Genomic DNA, 25,783 nt, shown 5'->3' with positions numbered 1-25,783 from the left:
TCTCTATCCATAACAGTGCATAACAGTTTAAATTACCGTAAATTCTATTTTAGACCAACCAAATATATTAATAGCGATGCAAGCAATTCTAGGTGTAATTTTTCATTTCTTCGGTGGTTTTGCCTCCGGAAGTTTTTATATTCCGTACAAAAAAGTTAAAGGCTGGGCCTGGGAAAGTTATTGGATCGTTGGAGGAATTTTCTCCTGGTTAATCGTTCCACCACTTGCCGCTTATTTAACTGTTCCAAATTTTAGCGCCATTATCAGTGCTACACATGGTAATATTTTATGGTTAACTTATTTCTTTGGTATCCTTTGGGGCATTGGTGGCTTAACCTACGGGTTAGGCGTTCGATATCTTGGTGTATCATTGGGAAGCAGTATCATTTTAGGTCTTTGTATGGTTTTAGGATCCATCCTGCCATCCATTTATTTCGATTTCTTCCCGCAAGCAGGTAAAGATACTTTCAGCATGTTTCTGCATACCGATTGGGGCCGTATGGTATTGCTGGGTTTATTGGTCTGTGTTTTCGGTATCATCATCTGCGGTAAAGCAGGCATGATGAAAGAAAAAGAGATGAAAACCGGCGTTACCGATCCTCACGGGATGGAGGTGAAAACAGAGTTTAAATTCGGTCTGGGTTTATTCGTAGGTATTGTTTCGGGTGTTTTAAGTGCCTGTTTTAATTTCGGTATCGAAGCCGGAAAACCAATGGCCGATGCTGCAAACGCGATCTGGAAAGCGGCAAATCCTGCCGAAACCGGTAATTTCTTATTTTCAAACAATGTAACCTATATCATTGTGCTTTGGGGCGGCCTAAGCACCAACTTTATCTGGTGTATGGTGCTGAATGCACGAAACAAAACATTTGGCGATTATACCAATGCAAAAACACCACTGTTAAAAAACTATATTTTTTCTGCACTGGCCGGTACCACCTGGTTTTTACAGTTCTTTTTCTACGGCATGGGCGAAAGCAAAATGGGCAATGGTGCCAGCTCGTGGATTTTACACATGGCCTTCATCATCTTAATTGCCAACATCTGGGGGCTTGTATTAAAAGAGTGGAAAGGCGTATCCAGAAAAACCCTGATTACGGTTTTAGCGGGTATTTTAACCATGATCATTTCGGTACTCATTGTTGGTTATGGTAATTCAATTAAAGGATAATAAATAAAAATTTAAATATAAGATTAGAATGTCAATCGATACGAAAAGTTATAAGCATGTAAGCTATCTGTGGGATGAAGAGGAAGCCGCAAAACTGGCTGGAGATGAAGTTGCCCTCTTAATTTATCGCTCTAATTTATTGGGTGCTGATTTGCGCTTAACCAATTATGGGGGTGGAAATACCTCATGCAAATTATTGGAAAAAGATCCGCTTACAGGATTGGAAACCGAAGTAATGTGGGTAAAAGGATCAGGTGGTGATTTAGGTACTTTAAAGAAAAGTGGCCTCGCAGCTTTATATGTTGACCGTTTACGTAGCCTTAAAAATATTTACCGTGGGGTAGAACACGAAGATGAAATGGTTGAACTGTTTAACCACTGTATTTTCGATTTAAGCTCTAAAGCACCATCAATTGATACACCTTTACATGGTTTCCTGCCATTTGCACACATCGATCATTTGCACCCGGATGCCGCCATCGCCATCGCTGCGGCTAAAGACGGTAAAAAAATTACTGAAGAACTATTCGGAGGAACAATTGGTTGGGTAGAATGGAAAAAACCAGGTTTTGAACTGGGTCTGCAATTAAAACAATGTTTAGATGAAAATCCAGGTATCCGTGGCATTATGCTGGGTTCTCATGGTTTGTTTACCTGGGGTGATACGGCTTACGAAAGTTATCTGAATACTTTAGAAGTAATCGAAATCTGTTCTGAATACCTTAATCAGAACTATGGTAAAAAAGGTCCGGTTTTTGGCGGACAGAAAATTGAAAGTGCAGTTGCAGATGCGCGTAAAAAACAAGCAGCAACTTTAGCACCTGTTTTACGTGGTTTATGTTCTTCTAAGCAACACATGATCGGTCATTTTACCGATGATAGCCGTGTATTGGAATTTATCAATTCTAATAACCTCGACCGTCTTGCGCCGATGGGTACAAGCTGTCCAGATCACTTTTTACGTACCAAAATCAGTCCATTGGTGTTAACTCTAGCTAGCGATGCCGATTTATCGGATGTTAAAGCTTTAAAAGAAACATTGGAACCTGCTTTTGAAGCATACAGGGCAATGTATACGGCTTATTATGAAGCTTGTAAACATCCAAACAGTCCAGCTATCCGCGATACCAACCCAGTGGTGATTTTATATCCAGGGATCGGAATGTTTACCTTCTCTAAAGATAAACAAACAGCTAGGGTAGCCGCAGAATTTTACATCAATGCCATTAACGTAATGAAAGGTGCTGAGGCAGTTTCTGAGTACACTTCATTACCACACCAGGAAGCTTTTAATATCGAATACTGGTTATTGGAAGAAGCTAAATTACAGCGTATGCCAAAACCAAAACCTTTAACCGGTAAAATTGCCCTGATAACGGGCAGTGCGGGTGGTATTGGTAAAGCCATTGCTAAAAAGTTTGTTGCAGAAGGTGGTGTGGTTATTTTAAACGATATGAACGCCGAGCGTTTGGAAGAAGCAGGTAAAGAATTTGCAAGCCTGTACGGTAAAGATTCTTACAGCACCGCCATTTTAAATGTAACCAGCGAGACAGATATTAAAGCCGCTTTCGATTCGGCAGCCCTGGCTTTTGGTGGAGTAGATATTATTGTAAACAATGCTGGTTTATCCATTTCTAAAACCATTGCCGATCATACCGAAAAGGATTGGGACTTATTGTACGATGTTTTGGTAAAAGGTCAGTTTTTTATCACTCAGGCTGCAACAAATACGATGCAAAAGCAGAATATTGGTGGTGATATCATTAATATTGTAAGTAAGAACGCCCTGGTAAGCGGACCAAATAATGCAGGTTATGGCAGTGCAAAAGCTGCGCAGCTGCATTTGAGCAGATTAAACGCTGCCGAACTGGGTGCTGATAATATCCGTGTAAATGTGGTTAATCCGGATGCGGTAATCAGCGATAGCAATATCTGGGCTGGTGGATGGGCCGAAGGCCGTGCAAAAGCGTATGGTGTTACCGTTGCCGAGTTACCTGCGTATTATGCCAAACGTACCTTATTGAACCAGATTATATTACCAGATGATATTGCCAATGCTTGTTTCGCTTTTGTAGGCGGCTTATTGCAAAAGTCTACCGGAAATGTACTGAATGTGGATGGGGGAGTAGCCATGGCCTTTGTAAGATAATAAAGAGTAACTACAGATGCACACAGATCTATGCTTATCTGTGTTATCTGTGGCTAAAAAAGAAGTATATAGTCTGTGGTGACACAGACCATGGCAAAATAGTTTTTTAAGTTGTTTAACCGGTCTGTACATTGTGCAGACCGAAAATGACTTTAATTTTTTTATAATCGTCCTCGTTTGTAACGAGGATGAGTGAGAAAGGCGATTGTATCGCCACGATAATTAACCTTAATTTTTTTATAATCGTCCTCGTTTTTCCCAAAGGGATTCCTTCGGAATCACGAGGATGAGTGATAAAGGCGATTGTATCGCCACAATAATTAACCTAAGAAAACCAAATATTCTCATGAATATCGAGCAGAACCAAATAGAAAAACATAACGACTCCCTTTTAACTCCACATCAGCGCAAACTTTCTTTTTTAAAAGAAGATTGGTTACATGTTGATCTGGAAAGCGTAATCCAGAAACTGATCGATTTTCAGATTGCCATTCCGAGCTGGGCTTTGGGTACCGGCGGAACACGTTTTGGCCGTTTTGCCATTACCGGAGGAGAACCCCGTACGATTGAAGAAAAAATTGAAGATGTAGGTTTGTTGCATGCCCTAAACGGTGCCAGTGGTGCAATTTCGCTTCACATCCCCTGGGATATCCCACAAAATGCTGAAGCTTTAAAAACCCTGGCGTCTAGCTATGGTTTAAAATTCGATGCCATGAACTCGAATACGTTCCAGGATCAGAAAGGTGCTGCACACAGCTATAAATTCGGTTCACTTCAAAATGTAAATAAGGATATCCGCAAACAAGCGATAGAACACAATATAGAAGTAATTAAACACGGCATCGCGCTAGGCTCTGATGCCTTGACTGTTTGGCTTGCCGACGGTTCTTGTTTCCCCGGACAGCTTAATTTTCGTAAAGCCTTCGAAAATACTTTAGAAAGTTTACAGGAAATTTATTCAGCCCTGCCAGAAGATTGGAAAATATTTGTGGAGTACAAGGCTTTCGAACCTAACTTTTACTCCACTACGGTTGGCGACTGGGGACAATCTTTGCTGTATGCGAGCAAACTTGGTAAAAAAGCCTATACTTTGGTTGATTTAGGTCACCATTTACCAAATGCAAACATCGAGCAGATTGTTGCTTTATTGTTAATGGAAGGAAAGTTGGGTGGTTTCCATTTCAATGATTCTAAATATGGTGATGATGATTTAACCGCCGGAAGTATTAAGCCTTACCAATTGTTCCTGATTTTTAACGAACTGGTAGAAGGTATGGATGCAAAAGGCATGAATCATACAAAAGATTTAGGCTGGATGATCGATGCTTCGCATAACGTAAAAGACCCATTAGAGGATTTATTACAATCTGTAGAAGCCATTATGATTGCTTATGCACAAGCTTTGTTGGTGGATAGAAAAGCATTAAACGAAGCGCAGAACAATAATGATGTAGCCAAAGCACAGGAGATTTTACAACATACCTTCCGTAGCGATTTAAGGGCTTTGGTAGCCGAAGCCAGATTAAGGGCCGGAGCAGCGCTATCACCGATTGCATTATACCGCGGTTTAGAAGTAAGAAATCAATTAGTTAATCACCGCGGAAATACTGTTGCCACAGGTTTGTAAATAGAGAGATAGAAATGCCTAAACCTGTTGTTGCCATATTTGATGTTGGGAAAACGAATAAAAAACTGTTTCTGATCGACGAAAATTACAGTATCGTTTACGAGCGGTCTGCACGTTTTGTAGAAACCGTTGATGAAGATGGTGAGCCATGCGAAAACCTCGAAAGCCTGCGTTCTTCAGTGTACGATTCCCTCCATCAGGTTTTGCAGTTAAAAGAGTTTGATGTTAAAGCCATCAACTTTTCTACGTATGGTGCCAGTTTTGTTTACCTGGACGAAAATGGCGAACCGCTAACACCGCTTTATAATTATTTAAAGGAATATCCGGAGGCACTTAAAAAAGCCTTTTACGCAAAATACGGAGGTGAGGATAAGATTTCGTTAGAAACCGCCTCACCAATTTTGGGCAGTCTAAATTCGGGCATGCAGCTCTACCGCCTGAAGCACGAAAAGCCCGAGATATTTAAAAAAGTGAAGTGGGCCTTACACCTGCCTCAATATTTAAGCTATTTAATTACCGGTAAGGCGGTTGCCGATATTACCAGTATCGGTTGCCACACACAGCTTTGGGATTTCAATAAAAGTGAATATCACAACTGGGTTACCACAGAAAAAATCGATGAAAAATTCGGCAAATTTACCCCCGCAGATTCAAGTCTGGAGACTGATTTTGAAGGAAACAGCGTAAAAGTTGGTGTTGGTTTGCACGATAGTTCTGCCGCACTGATCCCTTATCTGGCGAATTTTAACACTGCCTTTGTACTCATCTCCACCGGAACCTGGTGCATCAGTTTAAACCCTTTTAACCAGGAAGCCTTAACTGCCGAAGAGCTTAAACAAGATTGTTTGTGTTACATGCATTTTAAAGGTAAAGCGATTAAAGCATCGCGTATTTTTGCGGGTTATGAACATGAGGTACAGCTTAAGCGGATTGCCGAACATTTCGATCGTGCTGCCTATCTGTTTAAACACCTGAAGTTTAATCCGTCAATGATTTTAAAACTGGCCAATAAAATTCCAGAAAATCGAGAAGAGCAACAAGGCTTTTCAGCAAGTTCTGCCTTCCCTGATCGTGACTTAAATCTTTTCCAAACCGCAGAAGAAGCTTATCACCAATTGATATTCGATCTGATCAAACAACAGATTTATTCGTTAAAGCTGATTTTAAATTCAGGGGTGAAAAGAATTTTTGTAGATGGGGGCTTTGGTAAAAATGCAATTTATATGCACCTCCTTGCCACTTCTATCCCCGATATTGAGGTCTATGCTTCTTCAGTGTCGCAAGCTACCGCTATAGGAACGGCTTTGGCGATAAATGATGCCTGGAACGAAAACCCTGCACCAACGGATATGATTCACCTAAAATACTATTCTGCCATTCAGCGCACGTTAGATTTTTAGGAATTTCCTTATATTCGAAATCCTTAGACCAAGACAGCCATTTTGAAACCAGAAGATTTAATACCCTATATTAACGTCGACGAGTATTCGTCGACACCAAAATACAAGCAGTTAACCAATGCTATTTTGGCGGCTATTGAGAGTGGTAAACTTCTGAAAAATAGTTTGTTGCCATCGATTAATGAGCTGAGTTTCAGTTTGGAAATGTCGAGAGATACCGCCGAAAAAGGTTACCGTAACCTTCGGAAGCTTGGCGTGGTCGATTCTGTGCCAGGAAAGGGTTATTTCATTATCAATACCGACTTTTCGCGAAAGCTAAAGGTTTGTCTGCTATTTAATAAACTCAGTACACATAAAAAAATCATTTACGATTCGTTCACCAAAACATTGGGCGAGCGTGCGGCGATTGATTTTTATATCTACAACAACGATTTTGCCCTATTCAAAAAAATGATCGTAGCCAAGCGCGATGATTATTCGCACTTTGTAATTATTCCACATTTTATAGAAGGGGGAGAAAATGCGCACGAAATTATCAATACGATACCTAAAGAAAAACTTGTTATCCTCGATAAATTATTGCCTGGGGTAACAGGCGATTATGCTGCGGCTTATGAAAACTTTGCGCAGGATATTTATGCTGCCCTGGAGCAGGCGCTGGATCGGCTCTCTCATTACCGTACCCTGAAAATTATCTTTCCAAAAAACAGTTATTTCCCACACGAAATACTCACAGGTTTTTACAGGTTTTGCCAGCAATATGCTTTTGATCATAAAGTAATCCACAACATCAAAGACGAAGAAATTAATCCGGGTGAAGTATATATCAACCTCATGGAAGATGATTTGGTGATGTTAATTGAGCGCCTGATTGCACAAAAACTTAAAATTGGGAAAGATGTTGGGGTAATTTCTTATAACGAAACACCCTTAAAAAGGATTATTTTAGATGGAATTACCACCATTTCCACTGATTTCAGCCAACTGGGTGTACAGGCAGCCGAGTTTATCCTATCGGGTAAAACCGAAAAGATTGAGGTGCCTTTTTATTTGAATCTGCGTAAATCGCTGTAAAATAGGAGAGTCGTCATTTCGAGCGCAGCCGAGAAATCTATCCATATGGCGCATAAATCTTTCCCCGCCTGTACGGGCAGGCACTTTACTATGCTCCAGTTCAGATGACGATCCTTCGGCTGAATCTGTCAATGGATAGTACCGTTGAAGACTTCTAACGGTTGGCAAAAGATAAGGAGTTGTCGTTCAATTCCTTTATATATTTTAGCAGGCTTTATAAATCATATCCGTTTGGAATTTGTTATCTAATTAGCTAACTTTGTTTAGCTTAAAATTGGTTAATGAACGAAGGATTTATCAGAGACATTTTCTATTTTGAAGAGTACTATTTGGATTTTTACGAACAGCTTAAGCCTGGCGTGAAGAAAAAATTCAATTGGACACTACAATTAATCGCTACACTTGAAAAAGTTCCTGAGAAATATTTTAAGCACATTACTGGTTCGACAGGGATTTTTGAAATTAGGGTTGAAGTTGGTTCGGATATTTTTCGGGTGTTTAGTTTTTTCGACAAGGGAAAACTAATCATTCTTGTAAATGGATTCCAAAAGAAGACCCAAAAAACACCTAAAAACGAAATAGAGCTTGCCGAAAAACTTAAAAAGAAATATTTCGATGGAAAAGACAAAAAATAAATTTACATCATTTGCTGATCACCTGGACAGTGAATATGGTAAACGTGGAACTGAAAATAGAGAAGTTTACGAACAAGAATTTGAAAGTTTTAAACTAGGAGCCATGCTTCAAGAACTTCGCAAAGAAAAAGGTATGACGCAAGAACAGCTTGCCGAAAAATGTGGTACAACTAAAACCTATATTTCTCGAATCGAAAATAATGCAAGCGACATTAGATTATCGACGTTAATGAGAATAATCAAGGTTGGACTTGGTGGGCACTTAAATCTAAATGTAAGTTTATAAAAGACAGAATTTCCTATTTTAGTTTAAATGAGTGAACAGGTAAGCGCGCATCTCGTATCAGAACAAAATCCTTATGATTATATCTTAAAAGATTTTAATCTGAAGAATCTGAGCCAGATTGTGATCCTCAAACATTTAGGCGGATTGATCCATACGGATGTTAAAGGCTTTTACCAGCTGTTTCCCGAGCAGATTGAAATCGATTTTGCTGCTTTTAGCGATGAAGCATCTGGATTAACATTTCCAATTGTTCAGCTGCAACAGCACTCAAATTCGGTAAAACTTTCTTGTCGTTGCGCCACACCAAAACATAAACTCTGCGAACACCAGGCAAGGGTTTTATATAATATTCTCCAACGGCAGGATTTATTGATATTCTTTGATGCTAACCTGAGGAGGCAAAAGCTTTTAAAAATTGCAGCCGATTATGGATTGGAAAAGGAAGAAAATCTTGATCTTCTGTTTAATCTCCGCTATGAAAATGGTCAGGTAGCTATCCGTCCAAAAATGGATGCCCTGCAACCATTCAATAAAGAAGCCCAGCAAAATTTACAGGAACTTTTACTGCCATCAACAAAGCCTAAAGCGAAATTACAGTCTAAAAATGATCAGGGTAAAATGATCTTGGTTTTTGGTCAGCATCGCTATTACAATAATCTCACCGTTGAATTGTTCGAAGCCGAAACCACTAAAAATGGGAAGGTTAAAAATCCAATAAAAGGAATTAATCCGGCAGATCTGCTCTTTAAATCAAATGATAATGAGTTGGTTAAGTTTTACAGCGGCATTACCACTTTTCAGCAGAATTACAATAACGATCAAAGTGAGGCCGAAGTAGAAGCCTTAAAAGCGATTGTAAAAAATCCCAGGCAAATTCCATTTTATTTGCAGGATAGCAAACAGTCTGTAGCAATACAAGCTTCCACTATTGCAGCTGTTGATGTCCATTTATTGGATGTCGATTTACGCCTGTCGGTAAACCAGCGCGATGATTATTACGAAATTACAGGCCGGCTGATTATTGAAGGTAAACCTTACGAACTCGATAACCTGGTATTGGTACACCAGTACTTTGTTAAACTTAACGATCAGCTTTATTTAATTGGCAGACTGGATTTTTTGCGCGTAATCGGATTTTTCAAAAAACAGAGCAATCGAATAATCCTGCATAAAACCAAGTATCAAGAATTTCAAAAAGCCATTCTCGTGCCTTTAGAAGGAAGCATTCACGTAGATTATTCTTATCTAAAACCGGCTACCAAAAGTCAGATTGAAGAAAAAGGTTTCGATCTCGAAAATGAACAGTTGATTTATCTTTCAGAATCTGAAGATTTTATCCTTCTTACGCCGGTAATGCGGTATGGAAACCTGGAAATCCCTGTGCTGTCTAAAAAGCAGATCCAGGCGAAAGATAAATTGGGAAATGTTTTTAAGCTTGACCGTGATGAAAAAGCAGAACTTCAATTTATTTCAAATGTGATCAGGTCGCATTCGTACTTTTATGAACAGATGGAAAACGATTTCTTATTTGTGCAAAATAATTACGATTCATTTTACCTGCACCGCAAACGTTTTTTAGAAGAAGCCTGGTTTCTTGAAGCTTTTGAAGGATGGCGCAACAAAGACATTCATATTTTAGGATTCAATCAATTGAAGAACAATAAATTGAGCGAATTTCAGGCTAAAATTAATATTGAGGTATTAAGTGGAACGGATTGGTTTGAGACCAAAGTAAAAGTGAAGTTTGGCAAACAAGAGGTTGCGCTGAAACTCCTCCATAAATCAATCAGAAACAAAAGTAAGTTTGTAACCCTTGATGATGGAACGCAGGGTATTTTGCCACATGAGTGGATCGAAAAATTTGCGGCTTATTTTAGTGCTGGTGAAGTAACTGAAGATACCATCCTTACCCCAAAAATTAAATTTGCTTCTATAAACGATCTTTATGAAGATGCTTTATTGGATGGGGATGTAAAAAACGAGCTGAAATTGTATAAACAGAAGTTTGAAGGGACTGATTCGATTCAGGAAGTTGAAGTACCGAAAGGTTTAACTGCAACACTGCGTCATTACCAGAAAGACGGTTTAAACTGGCTCAACTTTTTGGATGATTTTAATTTCGGATCTTGTTTGGCCGATGATATGGGATTGGGTAAAACCATTCAGGTTTTGGCTTTCATTTTATCGCAACGCGAAAAAGTAAAACACAATACCAACCTGGTGGTGGTTCCGGCTTCATTAATTTTTAACTGGAAGGCTGAAGTGGAGAAATTTGCACCTTCTATAAAAGTGAAAACCATTTACGCAGGCGAACGTACCAAAACGACTGATACCTTCGATGATTATGAAATCATTTTAACTTCTTACGGAACGCTGTTATCTGATATCCGTTTTTTAAAGGATTACCGTTTTAATTACATCTTTTTAGATGAATCGCAACTGATCAAAAATCCCGATTCGCAACGTTATAAAGCCGTTCGCATGTTGCAGTCGCGCAACAAAGTAACCATGACGGGAACACCGATAGAGAACAATACCTTTGATTTATATGGGCAGCTTTCTTTCGCCTGTCCGGGTTTGTTTGGCAGTAAACAGCAGTTCGCCGATTTATATTCGACCCCGATTGATCAGTTTAAGGATAGCAGAAGGGCAGAGGAGCTGCAGAAAAAAATCAGGCCGTTTATTCTCCGCAGGACTAAAGAACAGGTGGCAAAGGAACTTCCCGATAAAACAGAAATTGTACTGTATTGCGAAATGGGAGCCGAGCAGCGCGAAGTGTACGAAGCCAATAAAAAGGAAATACAGGATTTTATTTTGGGTAAACAGGAAGATGAATTGCCAAAAAGTTCGATGCATGTGCTGAAGAGTATTACTACGCTGCGCCAGATCTGTAATTCTGCAGCATTATTGGCCGATGGGAAATCGTATTTACAGGCGTCTTCAAAAATTGATGTGCTGATGGAGCAGATCGAAAGCAAAGCCGGGAATCATAAGATATTGGTTTTCTCTCAGTTTGTAACCATGCTCGATCTCATCAAAAAACAATTGGAGAGCCGTGGAATCAGATACGAATACCTTACCGGACAAACACGTAAAAGGGCAGAAGTAGTAACCTCTTTTCAGCAGAATGCCGATATTCCGGTTTTCCTGATCAGTTTAAAAGCTGGTGGAACAGGACTGAACCTAACTGAAGCCGATTATGTTTATCTGGTTGATCCCTGGTGGAATCCTGCTGTAGAAAACCAGGCCATAGATCGGGCCTACCGGATTGGTCAGCATAAAAATGTAATGGCCGTGCGTTTGATCTGCCCGGATACCATTGAAGAAAAAATCATGAAACTTCAGGCCACTAAAAAAGATCTGGTAAAAGACCTGATCCAGACCGATGGAAGTTTGTTTAAGAATTTAACCAAAAAAGAATTATTGGGATTGCTGAGTTAGGTTACTACAATTCGTCATTGCGGGAAGGCTTTTTCAGCCGACAGCCTGTCCCGACTTTTCGGGGAAGAAATCTTACTACTATAGGTTGTCAGATTAAATACACCTCAAATTTGTAACCCAAAAACTCAGGTACATTTAAGCTTTCTACAATTTTCCAATCTTTCTTTTCTGCAATAAAATCAGGCTCGGGGAGTCCTGTAGTTTTAGCAGCGTTGATGTAAAAATCCATTTTTGCAGGATGATTTGGCGAGCAGGCATTGTAGGTTTTGCCGAATGCTTGTTTTTCCAAAAGTTTGACTGCAATCCCTACAGCATCTGTTTGATGAATCAGGTTTACAGGTGCTAAACCATTTGGCACATCACTTTTTCCGGCAAAGAACCTAGCAGGGTTACGATTAGGGCCAATTAAGCCCGCAAAGCGGATTATTGTGCAGTTTTCGGGGAATAGTTCCTTAAATAGCATTTCTGAAGCTAAAACCACTCTTCCTGAATCAGTATCGGGATTTGTTTCGCTGGTTTCATTTACTATTTTATTCTCATCCGCATAAACACTCGTCGAACTGATCAACACTACATGTTTCGATTTATCTTTTGCAGCTGCTAAAATTGAATTTATCTTTTGCGGATAATCAAGAAGTTCAGTTGAGTTCCGCTTTGGGGGAATGCAGATAAACAGGGTATCTGCCTCAAAAAAAACCGGATCTGCTTCAATGTTTTCTGCTGTGAAATTAACTAAATACGGTTGTATTTTTTCAGCTGAAATCGTGGCCAATTTCTCCGGACTTGTGGTAGAACCTTTAACCGTATAATTTAGCCCGATTAGTTTTTTTGCCAGCGCAAAACCAAACCAGCCACAGCCTAAGATAGAAATGGTATTTTTTCTTGTATTCACCATACAAATATCAGTTAAATTTTACTTCATACAATTTTTAAAAATAGAGGAGGGTTTTGTTTCTCCGTTCATCAGTAGCGCTTTTGCCACCTAGCCCCGGGTGCAGCAGGTACCCTGCAGGGTTGAGGAACGAAACCCGGAGCGTACTGCGAAACACGGGAACATACTTTAATTCTAGCACAGCTATTGCGCTTCAAAAAACGAATATTTATAGCCGTGAAACAATGACCAATGACCAATTTTCAGTTTCTCGTTGGCAGTTTTCGGTTGACAGTTACCAATGAGCCAACTGCAGTTTTCAGTTAATAGTTTCCAGTTCCTAATGACCGATTAACCAGTTTATACAATTAACCTCTTTAGCCTTTGTCCAAATTATAACAGGCCCTGCAACGTGGCTCATAACTTTCCTTTTCGCCCAATAAAACCGTCGCTTCATCGGCCGCTGTGCGGTAGCTATACAGTGCAGGATTGCCACAGCAAACACAAACCGCATTTACTTTGGTTACATGTTCCGCAATGGCCATTAACGCAGGCATCGGACCGAAGGGTTTGCCGGTAAAATCCATATCCAAACCAGCAACAATTACACGGATCCCCTTAAGGGCGAGTTTATTGCAAACATCAGGCAATTCATCGTCAAAAAACTGAGCTTCATCTATGCCCACTACCTGGGTATTGGTGCCGAGCAATAAAATAGCCGATGCGCTATCAACAGGAGTAGAGTTTATGGAGTTTAGATCGTGTGATACCACTGCAGTTTCGTGGTAACGGGTATCGGTACGGGGTTTGAAAATTTCGACATTCAATTTAGCAATCTGGGCTCTTTTTAACCTTCTGATCAGTTCTTCGGTTTTACCAGAAAACATAGAACCACACACCACTTCTATACTTCCTGAAAATTCGCCTCTTCTTCTAAAATTTTGTTCGCTAAATAACATGCCCGCTTTTTTATTCCCCTATGTCCGTTCTATAATTTTTAAACCGAACAAATATGAGAATTATGTGTTATTTTTGGACACATAGTTACCAACATAAATCGACTAAAAATTCGTTTTAACTTTATGATGAACCAACAGGATATTTTCAGAAAGATCGGCAGTATTTTAACAGAATTGAATGAGCAGTATCAGTTTTTAGCTCAAAATCCCCACCAATTAAACGATTTGGAGCTTGAGCTTTTTCTCGCCAATGCCCATTTTCTGTCTGATCACGTCAATATTGTCAAAAAATTAAACACCATAGTAGAAGATAAACCTGTTGAAGCGGGGAATCATGCTTTATTGGCTGAGCAGAATACCATTATATTACCGGAAGTTGAAAAAAGTTATGTGGAAGATGAAGAGTGTTTCGATCCGCAGGAGTTGGAAGAAGTAGTTACCGCCGAAGAAGAGGAAGCGCGTGTTGATGTGAAGCCAGAACAGGAGATTTTTGATGATGAAACCATTGAAGAAGAAAAAGCCGAATCGCTTTCAAATCAGGATTTTTTCAAACCGGATCAGGACAATCATAGTTTTGAGTTTGTGTTGGGTACGCACGATGAAAATGATCAGTTTGATTATGAAGCGAATCCGATAGCTATGGGATCTGTAGAAGAGATTTTCGACCGCCCATTGAGTAAAGAAGAAGCAGAAATTTTAGCGCAGAAAAAGAAAATACACGAAAAAGAAGAGGCTTTGGCAGTGCAGCCAGAGGTTGTACCAACTGAAGAGGATGAAATTGGTCCAGAGCCTTTTTTAATCCCACAGGAAGAAGAGGAAGAACCTTTAGTCGTTGCGGAAGAAGAACCAGTTGCAGTTATTGAAGAAGAAGCACCAATTGCCGCGCCAAGCCAGCCGATTGAAGCCCTTAAAGATGTGAAATTGGATGATCCTATTATTTCTCCACGGGTTGAACAGGAGCGCCCGCTATTTACGCCAGAAGCAGTTCCGGTAAAGCCAGCGCCACAACCAGCAACTTCAAATCCAACACCAAGTTTAAATGATTTGTTGGCCAAAACGAATGGAAAAGGAGAAGAACCTGCTAAAGCGCCAATTGCCGATTTAAAACAGGCGATTAATTTAAATGAAAAACTGCTTTTTATTAAAGATCTTTTTAATGGTTATAACCTGGCCTATTCTGAAGTGATCGATATTATCAATAAAATGAGCAGTTTCGAAGCCGCTGATAGTTACCTTCAGAACAATTATGCCGCAAAAAATAACTGGGCCAATAAACAGGCTACGGTTGATCAGTTTTACGAATTGCTGAACAGAAGGTTTAGTAAGTAGGAGCGGGAAGGGTATGGCGTTTGGCGTAAAGCGATGGTGTTATACCATGAGCGTTATACTCAACTTGTTCAGTATCCATCATGTGAGTAAGATCCTGAAACAAGTTCAGGAGCACGTTACATAAAGGACCGGTAATATTGACTTCTGACTATGGACTAAAGACTGACGGCTTTGGACTTCAGACTCCTAAATAAATCCCATCCGGTTAGAGTCCAGCTTCAAGAATATAAATAACAGGATTGTAAAGCTCCATAACGAAGAACCTCCATAACTGATCAATGGCAACGGAATTCCAATTACAGGAATAATACCAATCGTCATCCCGATATTAATAAATACGTGAAAAAAGAGGATACAGGCAACACTATAGCCATAAACCCTAGAGAAGGTGGATCGCTGTCTTTCAGCCAAATTAATCAATCGGAGGAGTAGGAATATATATAGTCCAATTACAACCGAACAGCCCAGAAAACCCCATTCTTCCCCTATGGTAGAGAAGATGAAATCGGTACTCTGTTCAGGCACGTAACCATATTTAGTTTGCGTTCCCTGTAAAAAACCACGGCCGGTTGCCTGCCCTGATCCAATGGCAATCTGCGACTGAATTACATTGTAACCCGCACCTTTGTTATCGGTTTTAAGGCCCAGCATCAGCTCGATGCGGCTACGCTGGTGTGGCGCTAGCACTTTTTCGTAAGCTACCTTAATTAAAAAAAGATAGCCAATGGCAAATAAGGTAACCAGTACGGTGGAGAAAATGATTTTCTGTTTCCTTCTGTTGTTATAGATAAATAGTGAAGCTATCGCAAGGATGATGATGATGAGGATATAAGTGGGTACGAGAAAATCGGCCACAAAAAGTACAATCATCCCCAGGAAAATTAAGAGGAAATAACCAGATAGTCCTTCGCGGTATAGCGGAAACATAAACGCAAGGAAAACCAGCGCGGAGCCGGTATCGGGTTGGAGCATAATTAATAAAAGCGGGGCCGCAACAATTAATCCGGCAATCATAATCGATTTAAAATCGCGGAACTTGGGGTTAAATGCGCCTACATACCTCGCTAATAGCAATGCGGTGCCAAACTTTGCAAATTCGGCAGGTTGCAGTTTAAAAGAGCCGATGGCAATCCATGCCTGGTTACCCGCAACCTTATTTCCTATTACTAATACGGCCAACAACAGCAATAATGTGCCGCCATAAATAAAGGGCGAGAAAACATTAAAAAGCCGCCCATCAAATAATAGGATAGATAGCCCTAAAATTAAACCTGTTAAAACATAAATGAGCTGTTTCCCGTAAAGTGTGTTAAAACTGAATACCGCCGAATGTTCAGGAGGTACCGATGCATAAATATTGGTGAAACCAATGGCGCATAATGCGACATAGATTAAAACGGTAATCCAATCTACATTAAAGAAGAAGCGGTTTCCCTGTTGTTGCATCATTACTTATTGTTTACAGGATTATTGTTTACAAATGTTTTACCCACTTTAGGTTTAATAGCAGCCGATTGTTTTAATATTGCCGGTTTCATTTTTAAACTGTCTTTAACTCTTTTAACCGAATCTGCCTTTTTAATATTTAAACTGTCTAGTTTGCTTAATTTAAGCTTTTTGGTCTTATCAATAAGTGCAGGTAAAAGATTTGTTTCAGAAAATGCCTTAACGGTATAACCGTTCGATCTTGGTTTAATCGAATCTGTTAAATACTTTTCTACCATAAAACTCGAAATCGGGGCTGCGTACGAGCCGCCAAAACCACCATTTTCTACAATTACGGCAATGGCAATCTTCGGGTTGTCCATAGGTGCAAAACCGATAAACACAGAGTGGTTTTTACCATGTGGATTTTGTACCGTTCCGGTTTTACCGCACATTACAATATTAGGGATCTGAGATTCTTTTGCTGTTCCCCACGCACTGTTCACCGCGTCTCTCATTCCATCAATTACAATGGGGAAATACTTGGCATCAACACCAACATAATTTTTAACCACGTATTCTTTTTTAACCACGTTTTTATCGCCAATACCTTTGATGAGGTGGGGTTTTAAATAATAACCACGGTTGGCAATAGCGGCCATTACGTTAGCCATTTGCAATGGGGTAGAGGTAATCTCCCCCTGGCCTATGGCCTGCGAAATTACAGTAGTATATCCCCAGCGTTTGCCGTAAATTTTATCATAATGATCTCCCTGATAAAATATCCCCTTTTTTTCGAAAGGCATATCAATACCCAGTTTCTGGCCAAAACCCCATTTAGCAATTTGCTCGTGCCAGTTGGCATAGGTTTGACGCTGGTTTTTCATGCCGTTTTTGGTGATGATGCTCTGAAAAACATGACAGAAATAGGTATTACAAGAACGGGCGATACCGCGTTGCATGTTAATGGTGCCATCAACGTGTTCGCATTTTACTTTATGGTTTCCGGCCATATAATAACCCGGACAGAAAAACGTGGTATTTGGATCAATTGCACCATCCTGTAACGCAACTAATGCATCAACAGGTTTAAATGAGGACCCTGGAGAATATTGCCCGGCAATAGGGCGGACAATCTGCGGGCGGTAAGGATTTGCAATCAGGCTCATATAGTTTTTGCCCCAGTCTTTTCCAACCAATTGGTTCGGGTCGTAACCTGGGCTACTTACAAAAGCCAATATCTCACCAGTAGATGGTTCGATGGCTACAATAGCCCCAACTTTATTTTTCATCAGCTCTTCACCAAGCCTTTGAATCCTAATATCCAGCGAAGAAATTAAACGGTCGCCTGATACAGCATTAACGTCGTATTTTCCATTAGCGTAACTGCCTTGAGCGATGTTTTTGGCATCATACAATATCCTGGTTTCCCCTTTTTCTCCACGTAAAAAGTCTTCATAAGAACGTTCAAGGCCACTTTTTCCGATAAAATCACCTGGTTTATAATAACCTTCAGATTTTTCAATATCATCAGGACTTACTTCTTTTACATAACCGAAAAGCTGACCAGCAATACTGTCCGGATAATGCCTGATGGTTCTGTCTTGCGTTCTAAAGCCGGGAAAACGGTACATGATCTCTTGTAAGCGTGCGTAGCTTTGTACAGAAATCTGTCTTTCGAAAAATGTAGATTGATAGGTAGATTGTGCCCTTGCCTTTTTTAGTTTCTTACGCACATCATCAACGGTAATTTCCAAAGCATTGGCCATTGCCAAAGTATCAAATGGTTTAACCTCGTTTGGGATCACCATTAAATCGTAAACGGGTTCGTTCTGTACGATAACTTTCATGTTCCGATCCAGGATGGCGCCACGGGCCGGATATTTATAAATTTTACGCAATACGTTACTTTCGGCAGAACTAAAGGCCTTGTCGCTAATGATCTGGATATAAAATAACTTTCCTAATAAAATCAGGGCGATTACAATAAATAATCCTTGAACGATATATTTTCGGTTAAATAATTGATCCATTAACGTGATGTTCTTCTATAGAATATAAACTCTACCAATAAAATAATAAGCAGTGTAAAGATACAACTTAAGCCGCATCTCATTAAGGTATAACCAACTTCGGTTAGCCTGAATGTTTCTAGAAAGAACAGCACCAGGTGGTGTGCAATAACGCAAAGAAAAGCATAAAGTGAAAACCATTGGAAACCCATATAACTTAACGAAGGTTCTGGGTCGTCAATTGCGTCTCGGTTTAAACTTATCGATATAAAGGAAATCCTGACAAAAGCCAGTACCACACAGGCGGTAGCATGTACGCCCATGGTATCGTAAAAAGCATCTAACGTTAATCCGGTTACAAAAGCCAATAGATACAGTACAATATTTGGGATACCGAATGGAAGCAAGAGCAAAAACAGTACATAAATAAATGGTGTAGAAAGATCATAAAAGCCCATATTTTTGAGCAGGAAGATCTGCACAAAAAGTAGTAAAAACCACCTGATCACGTTTACAATTATGATTCTACTATTCATTCGGTTTAACGAGGCTTTCCAAAGCTTTTTGCTCTTCAGCTTTTTTATTTTTAATCACATATACATATTGCAATGTGCTAAAATCTGTAAATAAATTTAATTCTGCTGATAAGAAATTATCATTTGTAGCCACATTTGCCTTACTGATCCTTCCTACTAAAATTCCGGCAGGAAATGACGCATAACCCGATGTAACAATGGTATCGCCAACGTACATTTTAATGTGATTCGGAATCTCTTTTACAAAGGCTTTTTTGATGTCGAAATTCCCATCTCCCCATACCAACGAACCTAAAGCATGGTTCTTTTTGAGGGTTACGCTAATTTTGGTGTCTTTGTGCAATAACGATTGGATGGTAGCTAAATGTGCTGAAACATCGCGGATAAAGCCAACTACGCCTCTCTGAGGGGCAATAACGGCCATGCCACTGGCAATTCCATCAACGGTGCCCTTATTGATCGTCATGACGTTATTACGTAGCGTGATCGAATTTTTAACCACTTTGGCTGCGAGGTAGGTGTAGTCCTGATTGGTCACCGTATCAACAACCTTAACATCCTTGGCCGTATCAATAGTGGTTAATCCAAGCAATTGACTTTTAAGTTTGGCGTTTTCTGCAGCGAGGCTATCGTTTACCATTCCGAGGTTTAAATATCTTTTAAAAATATTTAACCTTTCGTATGCGTTGCCCACAACCTCATTTGTAGAGTTTAGGGTTACGCTACGCTGATAGGAATTGTTTTTCACCGTGAGGTAAACCCCAATGGTAAAAAAGATGATAAACAAGAAAAATGCGTTGTATCTGCTAATGAAAATCCAAAGGTTACGCATTTGAGTTTGGAGTTAAAAGATTGGAGTTGGGAGTTAAAAGTTTGGTGTAGGAGTGGAAAACCCCAAGCTCACAACCCCAAACTCCAAGCTAAATGTTATTGCATTAAGAATTTATATCCGCCAATGTTTTTAAGGGCGATGCCGGTTCCGCGAACTACCGCACGAAGTGGATCTTCTGCAACGTGAACAGGTAATTTCGTTTTTGCTGCAACACGTTTATCCAACCCTCTTAACAAGGCACCACCACCGGTTAAATAAATACCCGTTTGGTAAATATCGGCCGAAAGTTCTGGAGGGGTAATCTCTAAAGCTTTTAAAATCGCTTCCTCAATTTTAGAGATCGATTTATCTAAACAGTGTGCAATTTCGGTATAAGAAACCGTAATCTGTTTTGGTACACCAGTCATTAAATCACGACCTTGAACCGCAAAATCGGCAGGTGCATCCTGAAGTTCAGGTAAAGCAGCGCCAACTTCAATTTTGATTTTTTCAGCAGTACGGTCACCGATCATAATGTTATGTTGACGGCGGATGTAGTTTACAATATCAGAGTCGAAGTTATCTCCCGCAACGCGGATCGATTGATCGCAAACGATACCAGATAATGCGATAACCGCAATTTCAGTGGTTCCACCACCTATATCGATAATCATGTTACCCATCGGTTCTTCCACATCAATCCCGATACCTACAGCAGCAGCCATTGGTTCGTGGATTAAGTATACTTCTTTGGCGCCGGCAATTTCTGCCGAATCGCGTACCGCACGTTTTTCTACCTCAGTAATACCAGAAGGGATACAGATTACCATACGTAAAGATGGGAACATCCAGCCTTTACCGCCATTAAGCATACGGATCATACCTTTAATCATGGCTTCAGCAGCGTTGAAATCGGCAATTACACCATCCTTTAATGGACGAACGGTTTTAATATTATCGTGGGTTTTACCCTCCATTTGCATTGCCTGACGACCTATAGCAATGACTTTGTTTGTAGTACGATCAAAAGCAACGATAGATGGCTCATCTACAACTACTTTGTCGTTATGTATAATCAGGGTATTCGCAGTGCCTAAATCGATGGCAACTTCTTGCGTAAACCAGTTAAATAATCCCATGTATAAGGTATGTTTTCTTTATTTTGTCAAATCTATACTATTCCTAATGTAAAAATAGCTTTTTTATTGTTTTAAGTTTTATTTTCTTCAGTTATTAAATTGTTTTTGAGGCAATTAAAATGTTTGGAAAATCGAAACCTATAATTGTTGGGTTTAAACGGTCTTCGTTTGAAGGCCTTTTGTTAAACTTCCTTCTTTAAACCCTCAACCTTCTACCTTTTTTAGTGTTTAAAGTGTCTTACTCCAGTGGTTACCATAGCAATGCCTTTTTCGTTTGCTTTGGCAACAGAATCCGCATCTTTAATCGATCCACCCGGTTGTAACACAGCAGTAATTCCGGCTTCGGCAGCAATCTCAACGCAATCAGGGAAAGGGAAAAAAGCATCCGATGCCATTGCAGCACCTTGTACGCTGAACCCAAAAGCAGCTGCTTTTTCAATTGCCTGTCTTAAAGCATCAACACGAGAAGTCTGACCAACACCACTCGCAATTAAAACATCGTCTTTAACCAATACAATGGTGTTGGATTTAGTGTGTTTTACAATTTTGTTTGCGAAGAATAAATCTTTTAACTCCTGTGCGGTTGGCGCTTTATCGGTAACGGTTGTCATTTGCTCCGGACCTTCGATAATTAAATCTTTATCCTGTTCAATTACTCCGTTTAATAAAGTTTTAAATTGCTTTTTGCTCAACTCAACCTCGTTGCGTTGTAAAATAACACGGTTTTTCTTTTTGCTGAACAATTCTACTGCTTCTGGTTGGTAAGAAGGAGCAATTAATACTTCAAAGAAAAGATTGTTGATTTCCTGGGCAGTTTCTAAATCAACGGCAACATTGGTGATTAACACACCACCAAAGGCAGAAACCGGATCGCAAGCCAAAGCATCAAGCCAGGCCTGTTTAACTGTTGCACGCGAAGCGATACCGCAGGCATTTGTATGTTTTAAGATCGCAAAAGTCGGATCTTCAAATTCGTCAATTAAAGCAACGGCTGCATCCACATCAACCAGGTTGTTGTATGATAACTCTTTACCGTTAAGTTTAGTGAACATGGCGTCTAAATCACCATAAAATACGCCACCCTGATGCGGGTTTTCGCCGTAACGTAATGTTTTAGCTTCAGTTACACTCTGTTTGAAAACATCAAGCGGCTCTTCTGTATTGAAATAGTTGAAAATTGCAGTATCGTAATGAGATGAGGTATGGAAAGCCGTTTTAGCGAACGATTTACGTTGTGCCAAAGTGGTTTCGCAATTTTGCGCCTCTAATTGAGCTTGTAAAGTAGGGTAGTCGTTTTTCGATGCAATAATCACCACATCGTTAAAGTTTTTTGCAGCGGCACGGATTAAGGAAATACCACCGATATCGATTTTTTCGATAATTTCTTCTGGTGTTCCACCTGCTTTTACGGTTTCTTCAAAAGGATATAAATCAACAATTACCAGGTCGATTTCAGGGATCTCATATTCAGCAATCTGTTCCTGGTCGCCCGCTAACGCTCTGCGGTTTAAAATTCCACCAAATACTTTCGGGTGTAAGGTTTTAACACGGCCACCTAAAATAGATGGATAACCTGTTAAATCTTCAACCGCAGTTACCGGAAGGTTTAAATCTTTGATGAATTGTTCTGTTCCACCGGTAGAAAATAATTGTACCCCTTGTGCGGCTAACAATTTTACCAATGGTTCCAAACCATCTTTATAATATACTGAGATTAAAGCGTTTTTGATTTTAATGGATTGACTCATTCTACTGAAAATTTTGAGCCGCAAAGGTAGTAAAACAGAGGCATTTATTTAGACGAAGAACCTAATAAAAATGAAATTATTTACAGATTTTTCTTTACCCCGTATTTTTTGTCTTTTAATGCTATTTTTAGGTTTTAATGTTGGTTGTAAAATTTGTGCTACTACTTTGTTTTTCATTGCTTTACCCGAAATTTTTAATGTTTACACTTGCTTTGGAAATGGGTATACCATTCTTCTAAAACATCTATAACCGGTAGTAGTGTTTTTCCTAGATCGGTAAGTTTGTATTCAACACGAGGGGGCGATTCTGCAAAAGCCTCTCGTACAATAAGTCCATCGCGCTCCATTTCTTTAAGTTGTGCGGTCAATGTGCCCTGACTTAAAAAAATCATCTCGTGCCTAAGCTCCCCGAACCTTTTAGGGCATTTTGCTGCAATGGCTTTAATGAGCATAATTTTCCATTTGCCACCAATTACCTTAAATACGCCTGTCAATGGCGGGTCATTTAAAAATAAATCCAAATTTTCTCCATTTATAACTGCTTCACGCTCATTATTGGTGCTGTTTTGCATACTTAGTATGGTTTATAAGACTACTTGATTGCCGTTAAAGCATTTTCTTACTTTAAATCTTAAATATAAGAAAAGCATGGTGATGAAAAAAAATCAAAAGTGGTTCCTGTTGTTACTGGTGAGTTCAGCTATATTTTTATCGGTATTAGATCTGTTTATTGTGAATGTAGCTTTGCCATCTATTAAATCCGGAATTAAAGGTACCGATGCCGATATACAACTTGTAATTGTGATGTATATAATAGGATATGCCTCTTTTCTGATTACGGGCGGGCGGGCTGGGGCACATTTCGGGAAAAAGAAAGTTTTTTTAATCGGAATGACGTTGTTTACAATCGCTTCCTTTTTTTGTGGCTTTTCCCAATCTGCAATGCAATTAAATACGGCGAGATTTATTCAGGGAATAAGCGCTGCATTTATGGTGCCGCAGGGGATGGCTTTTATACCTGATTTATTTCCAGATCTTACTGAAAGGGTAAAAGCTTTTGGGGTGTATGGCAGTATTGCAGGTATGGCCTCTGTTGTTGGTCAGTTTTTAGGTGGATTGATCCCTGATCTGTCTATTATTGAACAAAGCTGGCGATTGATTTTTTTAATCAATGTGCCCATTGGAGTAACCGCAGTTATTTTGGGGCTGAAGTATCTTAAAGCGCATGAATTACGAACCGCTGAGAAATTTGATTTTATTGGCAGTATATTGCTGATGTTGATTTTAATCACCTTTATTTACCCCCTAATCCAGGGAAGGGAATTAGGCTGGCCAGCGTGGAGCATTGGAATGTTGCTTATCTCATTCATTTTGTTGCTGGCTTTTGTTTATAATCAACGTCAAATTGTAAAACAGGGTAGAAGTCCTTTGCTTAGCGTCAGCGTTTTTAAAGACTTTAATTTTAAGATGGGGCTTTTAATCTCTTTGTTTTATTACCTCGTTCAGGATTCTTATTTCCTGATCAACACCATTAACCTGCAAAATGGAATGGGGCTGAGTTCAGCCCGTACCGGAATGTATTTTGTTTGTCAAGGCTTAGGTTATGTGTTGGCCTCTTTGCTTTTTACACCATGGGTAGCGCGATATGGTAAATTTATACCGCTCACCGGATCGGTCATTATGATTGTGGCCCTCGTTTTCCACTTACTTATATTTCGTTCAAATGATGCTCCTCAAATATATATCGTTATTTTATTGTTTGTTTATGGTGTTGGATGTGGTACGATTTTACCTTCGCTAATGACCATATCACTGAAAAATATTACAAAGGATATGTTGGGTGCCTCATCCGGAGTTTATTTAACCTTGCAACAGGTCTCGGTAGCTTTAGGGGTTGCAGTGGTAGGGGGTGTTTTCTTTGCACATCTTCACAATCCGCCAATAACAACGTTATCCCCTGTTGCCTACAAATGGGCAACATTGTTGGATATCGGATTTCTGATCATCGTAACGGTACTGTTGTTTTTGATGCCAAAAACAAACCAGCAATCTGATCAACTTAAATAAAACTACTTTTTGATCTTTTTTACAATGGTTTCCACTACGCGGGGATAATGCTGATGTTCGAGCTGCTGACCTTTAAACTTAACCATTTCCAGGTTATCGTTTTTGTCGATTCTATATCTTGCCTGATAGATGTATTCCCCTTCATCATAGTTTTCATCAACATAATGAATGGTAATACCACCTTCGGTTTCGCCAGCAGCCATTACGGCATTGTGTACATGATCACCATACATGCCCTTGCCGCCAAATTTAGGGAGGATTGCAGGGTGGATGTTCACGATCCTGCCTGGGTAAGCGTGAATCAGGCTTTTAGGGATTAGCCAGAGAAAGCCAGCGAGAACAACGAAGTCGATCTCCAGGTTTTTGAGCAAATCGATTACTTCGTCAGTTTTATAGAACTCGTTTTTGTCGAAAATATGAGTAGGGATTTCAAAATTATCAGCTCTTTGTAACACGTAGGCGTCGGCATTATTGGTTAATACCAAAGAAATTTCTATTTCGTTGCTCCGCTTAAAATGCTCCATCAATTTTTGGGCATTGGAGCCAGAGCCTGATGCAAAGATGGCTATTCGTTTTTTCACGCAAAATGGGTTTGCCCAAAAATAGTATTTTTAAGCCTGTTTTCCTGAATTGTAAAGAATTTTTATTCAATTCAGTTAAAGTATTATTAATGAATAATTTTAATGTATTTTTGCAGCTCGGAAACGGGGTTAAATTTTAACGAAAAAAAAGTTAAAAGTGTTTTGTAATTTAAAAACATTAATCCTATATTTGCAACCCGAATTATAGGAAACGAATAAGAAAAATAAAAGGCTAAATAGAAATGGCAAATCATAAATCTTCATTAAAAAGAATTAGAGCAAACGCAACAAAACGTTTACGTAACAGATATCAGGCAAAAACTACACGTACCTTTATTAAAAGATTACGTGCTGCAGAAGATAAAAAATCTGCATCTGATTTATTGCCAAAAGTAATCTCTATGTTAGACCGTTTAGCTAAAAAGAACATTATCCACAAAAACAAAGCGGCTAATAACAAATCAAAATTAACGAAATTCGTTAACGGTTTAAAATAAGCTAATTTTTTACGATATTAGTAAA

Annotated in this window: 21 protein-coding genes; 11 read left to right on the top strand and 10 right to left on the bottom strand. The window is 39.5% G+C overall.

Annotated elements, in window-relative coordinates; all coding sequences use genetic code 11:
• The first annotated feature begins 76 nt into the window (after positions 1-76).
• The 8 genes from rhaT to R2S57_RS06470 all read left to right on the top strand — a co-directional run bounded on the left by rhaT (position 77) and on the right by R2S57_RS06470 (position 11,783).
• Positions 77-1,171, top strand: a complete 1,095-nt coding sequence (rhaT, locus tag R2S57_RS06505) for an L-rhamnose/proton symporter RhaT (RefSeq protein ID WP_316844241.1) — start codon at positions 77-79, stop codon at positions 1,169-1,171.
• 28 nt (positions 1,172-1,199) lie between these two features.
• The gene (locus R2S57_RS06500; protein ID WP_316844240.1) at positions 1,200-3,320 is read left to right on the top strand and encodes a bifunctional aldolase/short-chain dehydrogenase; all 2,121 of its coding nucleotides are present in this window, start codon (positions 1,200-1,202) and stop codon (positions 3,318-3,320) included.
• A gap of 346 nt (positions 3,321-3,666) precedes the next feature.
• Positions 3,667-4,947, top strand: coding sequence for a TIM barrel protein (locus R2S57_RS06495; RefSeq protein ID WP_316844239.1), 1,281 nt, complete (start codon positions 3,667-3,669; stop codon positions 4,945-4,947).
• 14 nt (positions 4,948-4,961) lie between these two features.
• Entirely contained in the window at positions 4,962-6,347 is a 1,386-nt protein-coding gene (locus R2S57_RS06490; RefSeq protein WP_316844238.1) for an FGGY-family carbohydrate kinase, read from the top strand.
• A gap of 42 nt (positions 6,348-6,389) precedes the next feature.
• Entirely contained in the window at positions 6,390-7,421 is a 1,032-nt protein-coding gene (locus tag R2S57_RS06485) for a GntR family transcriptional regulator (RefSeq protein ID WP_316844237.1), read from the top strand.
• 281 nt (positions 7,422-7,702) lie between these two features.
• Positions 7,703-8,056 (top strand): type II toxin-antitoxin system RelE/ParE family toxin, encoded by a 354-nt coding sequence (locus R2S57_RS06480; RefSeq protein WP_316844236.1) that lies wholly within the window; start codon positions 7,703-7,705, stop codon positions 8,054-8,056.
• The gene (locus tag R2S57_RS06475; RefSeq protein WP_316844235.1) at positions 8,037-8,342 is read left to right on the top strand and encodes a helix-turn-helix transcriptional regulator; all 306 of its coding nucleotides are present in this window, start codon (positions 8,037-8,039) and stop codon (positions 8,340-8,342) included. The genes R2S57_RS06480 and R2S57_RS06475 overlap by 20 nt, the downstream gene beginning before the upstream one ends.
• Positions 8,343-8,369: 27 nt before the next feature.
• Complete coding sequence (locus R2S57_RS06470) at positions 8,370-11,783, top strand: DEAD/DEAH box helicase (protein ID WP_316844234.1); 3,414 nt, start codon at positions 8,370-8,372, stop codon at positions 11,781-11,783.
• 88 nt (positions 11,784-11,871) lie between these two features.
• Here the strand turns inward: R2S57_RS06470 and R2S57_RS06465 are convergent, their stop codons facing one another.
• Positions 11,872-12,678, bottom strand: coding sequence for an SDR family oxidoreductase (locus R2S57_RS06465; protein WP_316844233.1), 807 nt, complete (start codon positions 12,676-12,678; stop codon positions 11,872-11,874).
• Between the two features lie 353 nt (positions 12,679-13,031).
• Positions 13,032-13,613, bottom strand: a complete 582-nt coding sequence (locus R2S57_RS06460; RefSeq protein ID WP_316844232.1) for a thymidine kinase — start codon at positions 13,611-13,613, stop codon at positions 13,032-13,034.
• Between the two features lie 123 nt (positions 13,614-13,736).
• On the opposite strand from R2S57_RS06460, the gene R2S57_RS06455 reads away from it, so the two are divergent.
• Positions 13,737-14,942 carry a hypothetical protein gene (locus R2S57_RS06455; RefSeq protein ID WP_316844231.1) on the top strand — a complete coding sequence of 402 codons (1,206 nt, stop codon included), beginning with the start codon at positions 13,737-13,739 and terminating at the stop codon, positions 14,940-14,942.
• Positions 14,943-15,128: 186 nt separating this feature from the next.
• Here the strand turns inward: R2S57_RS06455 and rodA are convergent, their stop codons facing one another.
• From rodA to R2S57_RS06420, 7 genes are all read right to left on the bottom strand, one after another.
• Entirely contained in the window at positions 15,129-16,391 is a 1,263-nt protein-coding gene (rodA, locus tag R2S57_RS06450) for a rod shape-determining protein RodA (protein ID WP_316844230.1), read from the bottom strand.
• Positions 16,391-18,400 (bottom strand): penicillin-binding protein 2, encoded by a 2,010-nt coding sequence (mrdA, locus tag R2S57_RS06445; RefSeq protein ID WP_316844229.1) that lies wholly within the window; start codon positions 18,398-18,400, stop codon positions 16,391-16,393. The genes rodA and mrdA overlap by 1 nt, the downstream gene beginning before the upstream one ends.
• Positions 18,400-18,915, bottom strand: a complete 516-nt coding sequence (locus tag R2S57_RS06440; protein ID WP_316844228.1) for a rod shape-determining protein MreD — start codon at positions 18,913-18,915, stop codon at positions 18,400-18,402. The genes mrdA and R2S57_RS06440 overlap by 1 nt, the downstream gene beginning before the upstream one ends.
• Positions 18,908-19,747, bottom strand: a complete 840-nt coding sequence (gene mreC, locus R2S57_RS06435; RefSeq protein WP_316844227.1) for a rod shape-determining protein MreC — start codon at positions 19,745-19,747, stop codon at positions 18,908-18,910. Before mreC ends, R2S57_RS06440 begins: the two co-directional genes overlap by 8 nt.
• Before the next feature lie 95 nt (positions 19,748-19,842).
• Positions 19,843-20,865: a rod shape-determining protein gene (locus tag R2S57_RS06430; protein WP_010601761.1), complete on the bottom strand. Its 1,023-nt coding sequence runs from the start codon at positions 20,863-20,865 to the stop codon at positions 19,843-19,845.
• Positions 20,866-21,086: 221 nt separating this feature from the next.
• Positions 21,087-22,613: a bifunctional phosphoribosylaminoimidazolecarboxamide formyltransferase/IMP cyclohydrolase gene (gene purH / locus R2S57_RS06425; RefSeq protein WP_316844226.1), complete on the bottom strand. Its 1,527-nt coding sequence runs from the start codon at positions 22,611-22,613 to the stop codon at positions 21,087-21,089.
• Positions 22,614-22,807: 194 nt separating this feature from the next.
• Positions 22,808-23,185 carry a helix-turn-helix domain-containing protein gene (locus tag R2S57_RS06420; RefSeq protein WP_316844225.1) on the bottom strand — a complete coding sequence of 126 codons (378 nt, stop codon included), beginning with the start codon at positions 23,183-23,185 and terminating at the stop codon, positions 22,808-22,810.
• Positions 23,186-23,267: 82 nt separating this feature from the next.
• Between R2S57_RS06420 and R2S57_RS06415 the strand changes: the two genes are divergently transcribed.
• Positions 23,268-24,680, top strand: a complete 1,413-nt coding sequence (locus tag R2S57_RS06415) for an MFS transporter (protein ID WP_316844224.1) — start codon at positions 23,268-23,270, stop codon at positions 24,678-24,680.
• 2 nt (positions 24,681-24,682) lie between these two features.
• Here R2S57_RS06415 and purN read toward each other — a convergent pair whose 3' ends face one another.
• Positions 24,683-25,261, bottom strand: coding sequence for a phosphoribosylglycinamide formyltransferase (gene purN / locus R2S57_RS06410; RefSeq protein WP_316844223.1), 579 nt, complete (start codon positions 25,259-25,261; stop codon positions 24,683-24,685).
• A 242-nt stretch (positions 25,262-25,503) separates the two neighbouring features.
• On the opposite strand from purN, the gene rpsT reads away from it, so the two are divergent.
• The gene (rpsT, locus tag R2S57_RS06405; protein WP_029277289.1) at positions 25,504-25,758 is read left to right on the top strand and encodes a 30S ribosomal protein S20; all 255 of its coding nucleotides are present in this window, start codon (positions 25,504-25,506) and stop codon (positions 25,756-25,758) included.
• Positions 25,759-25,783 lie beyond the last annotated feature (25 nt).

Origin of the sequence: Pedobacter psychrodurus (assembly GCF_032678585.1) — a bacterium.
GTDB lineage: Bacteria > Bacteroidota > Bacteroidia > Sphingobacteriales > Sphingobacteriaceae > Pedobacter > Pedobacter psychrodurus_A.
Note: the sequence above shows the minus strand (reverse complement) of the source record. Positions and strands in the feature narration are given on the sequence as shown.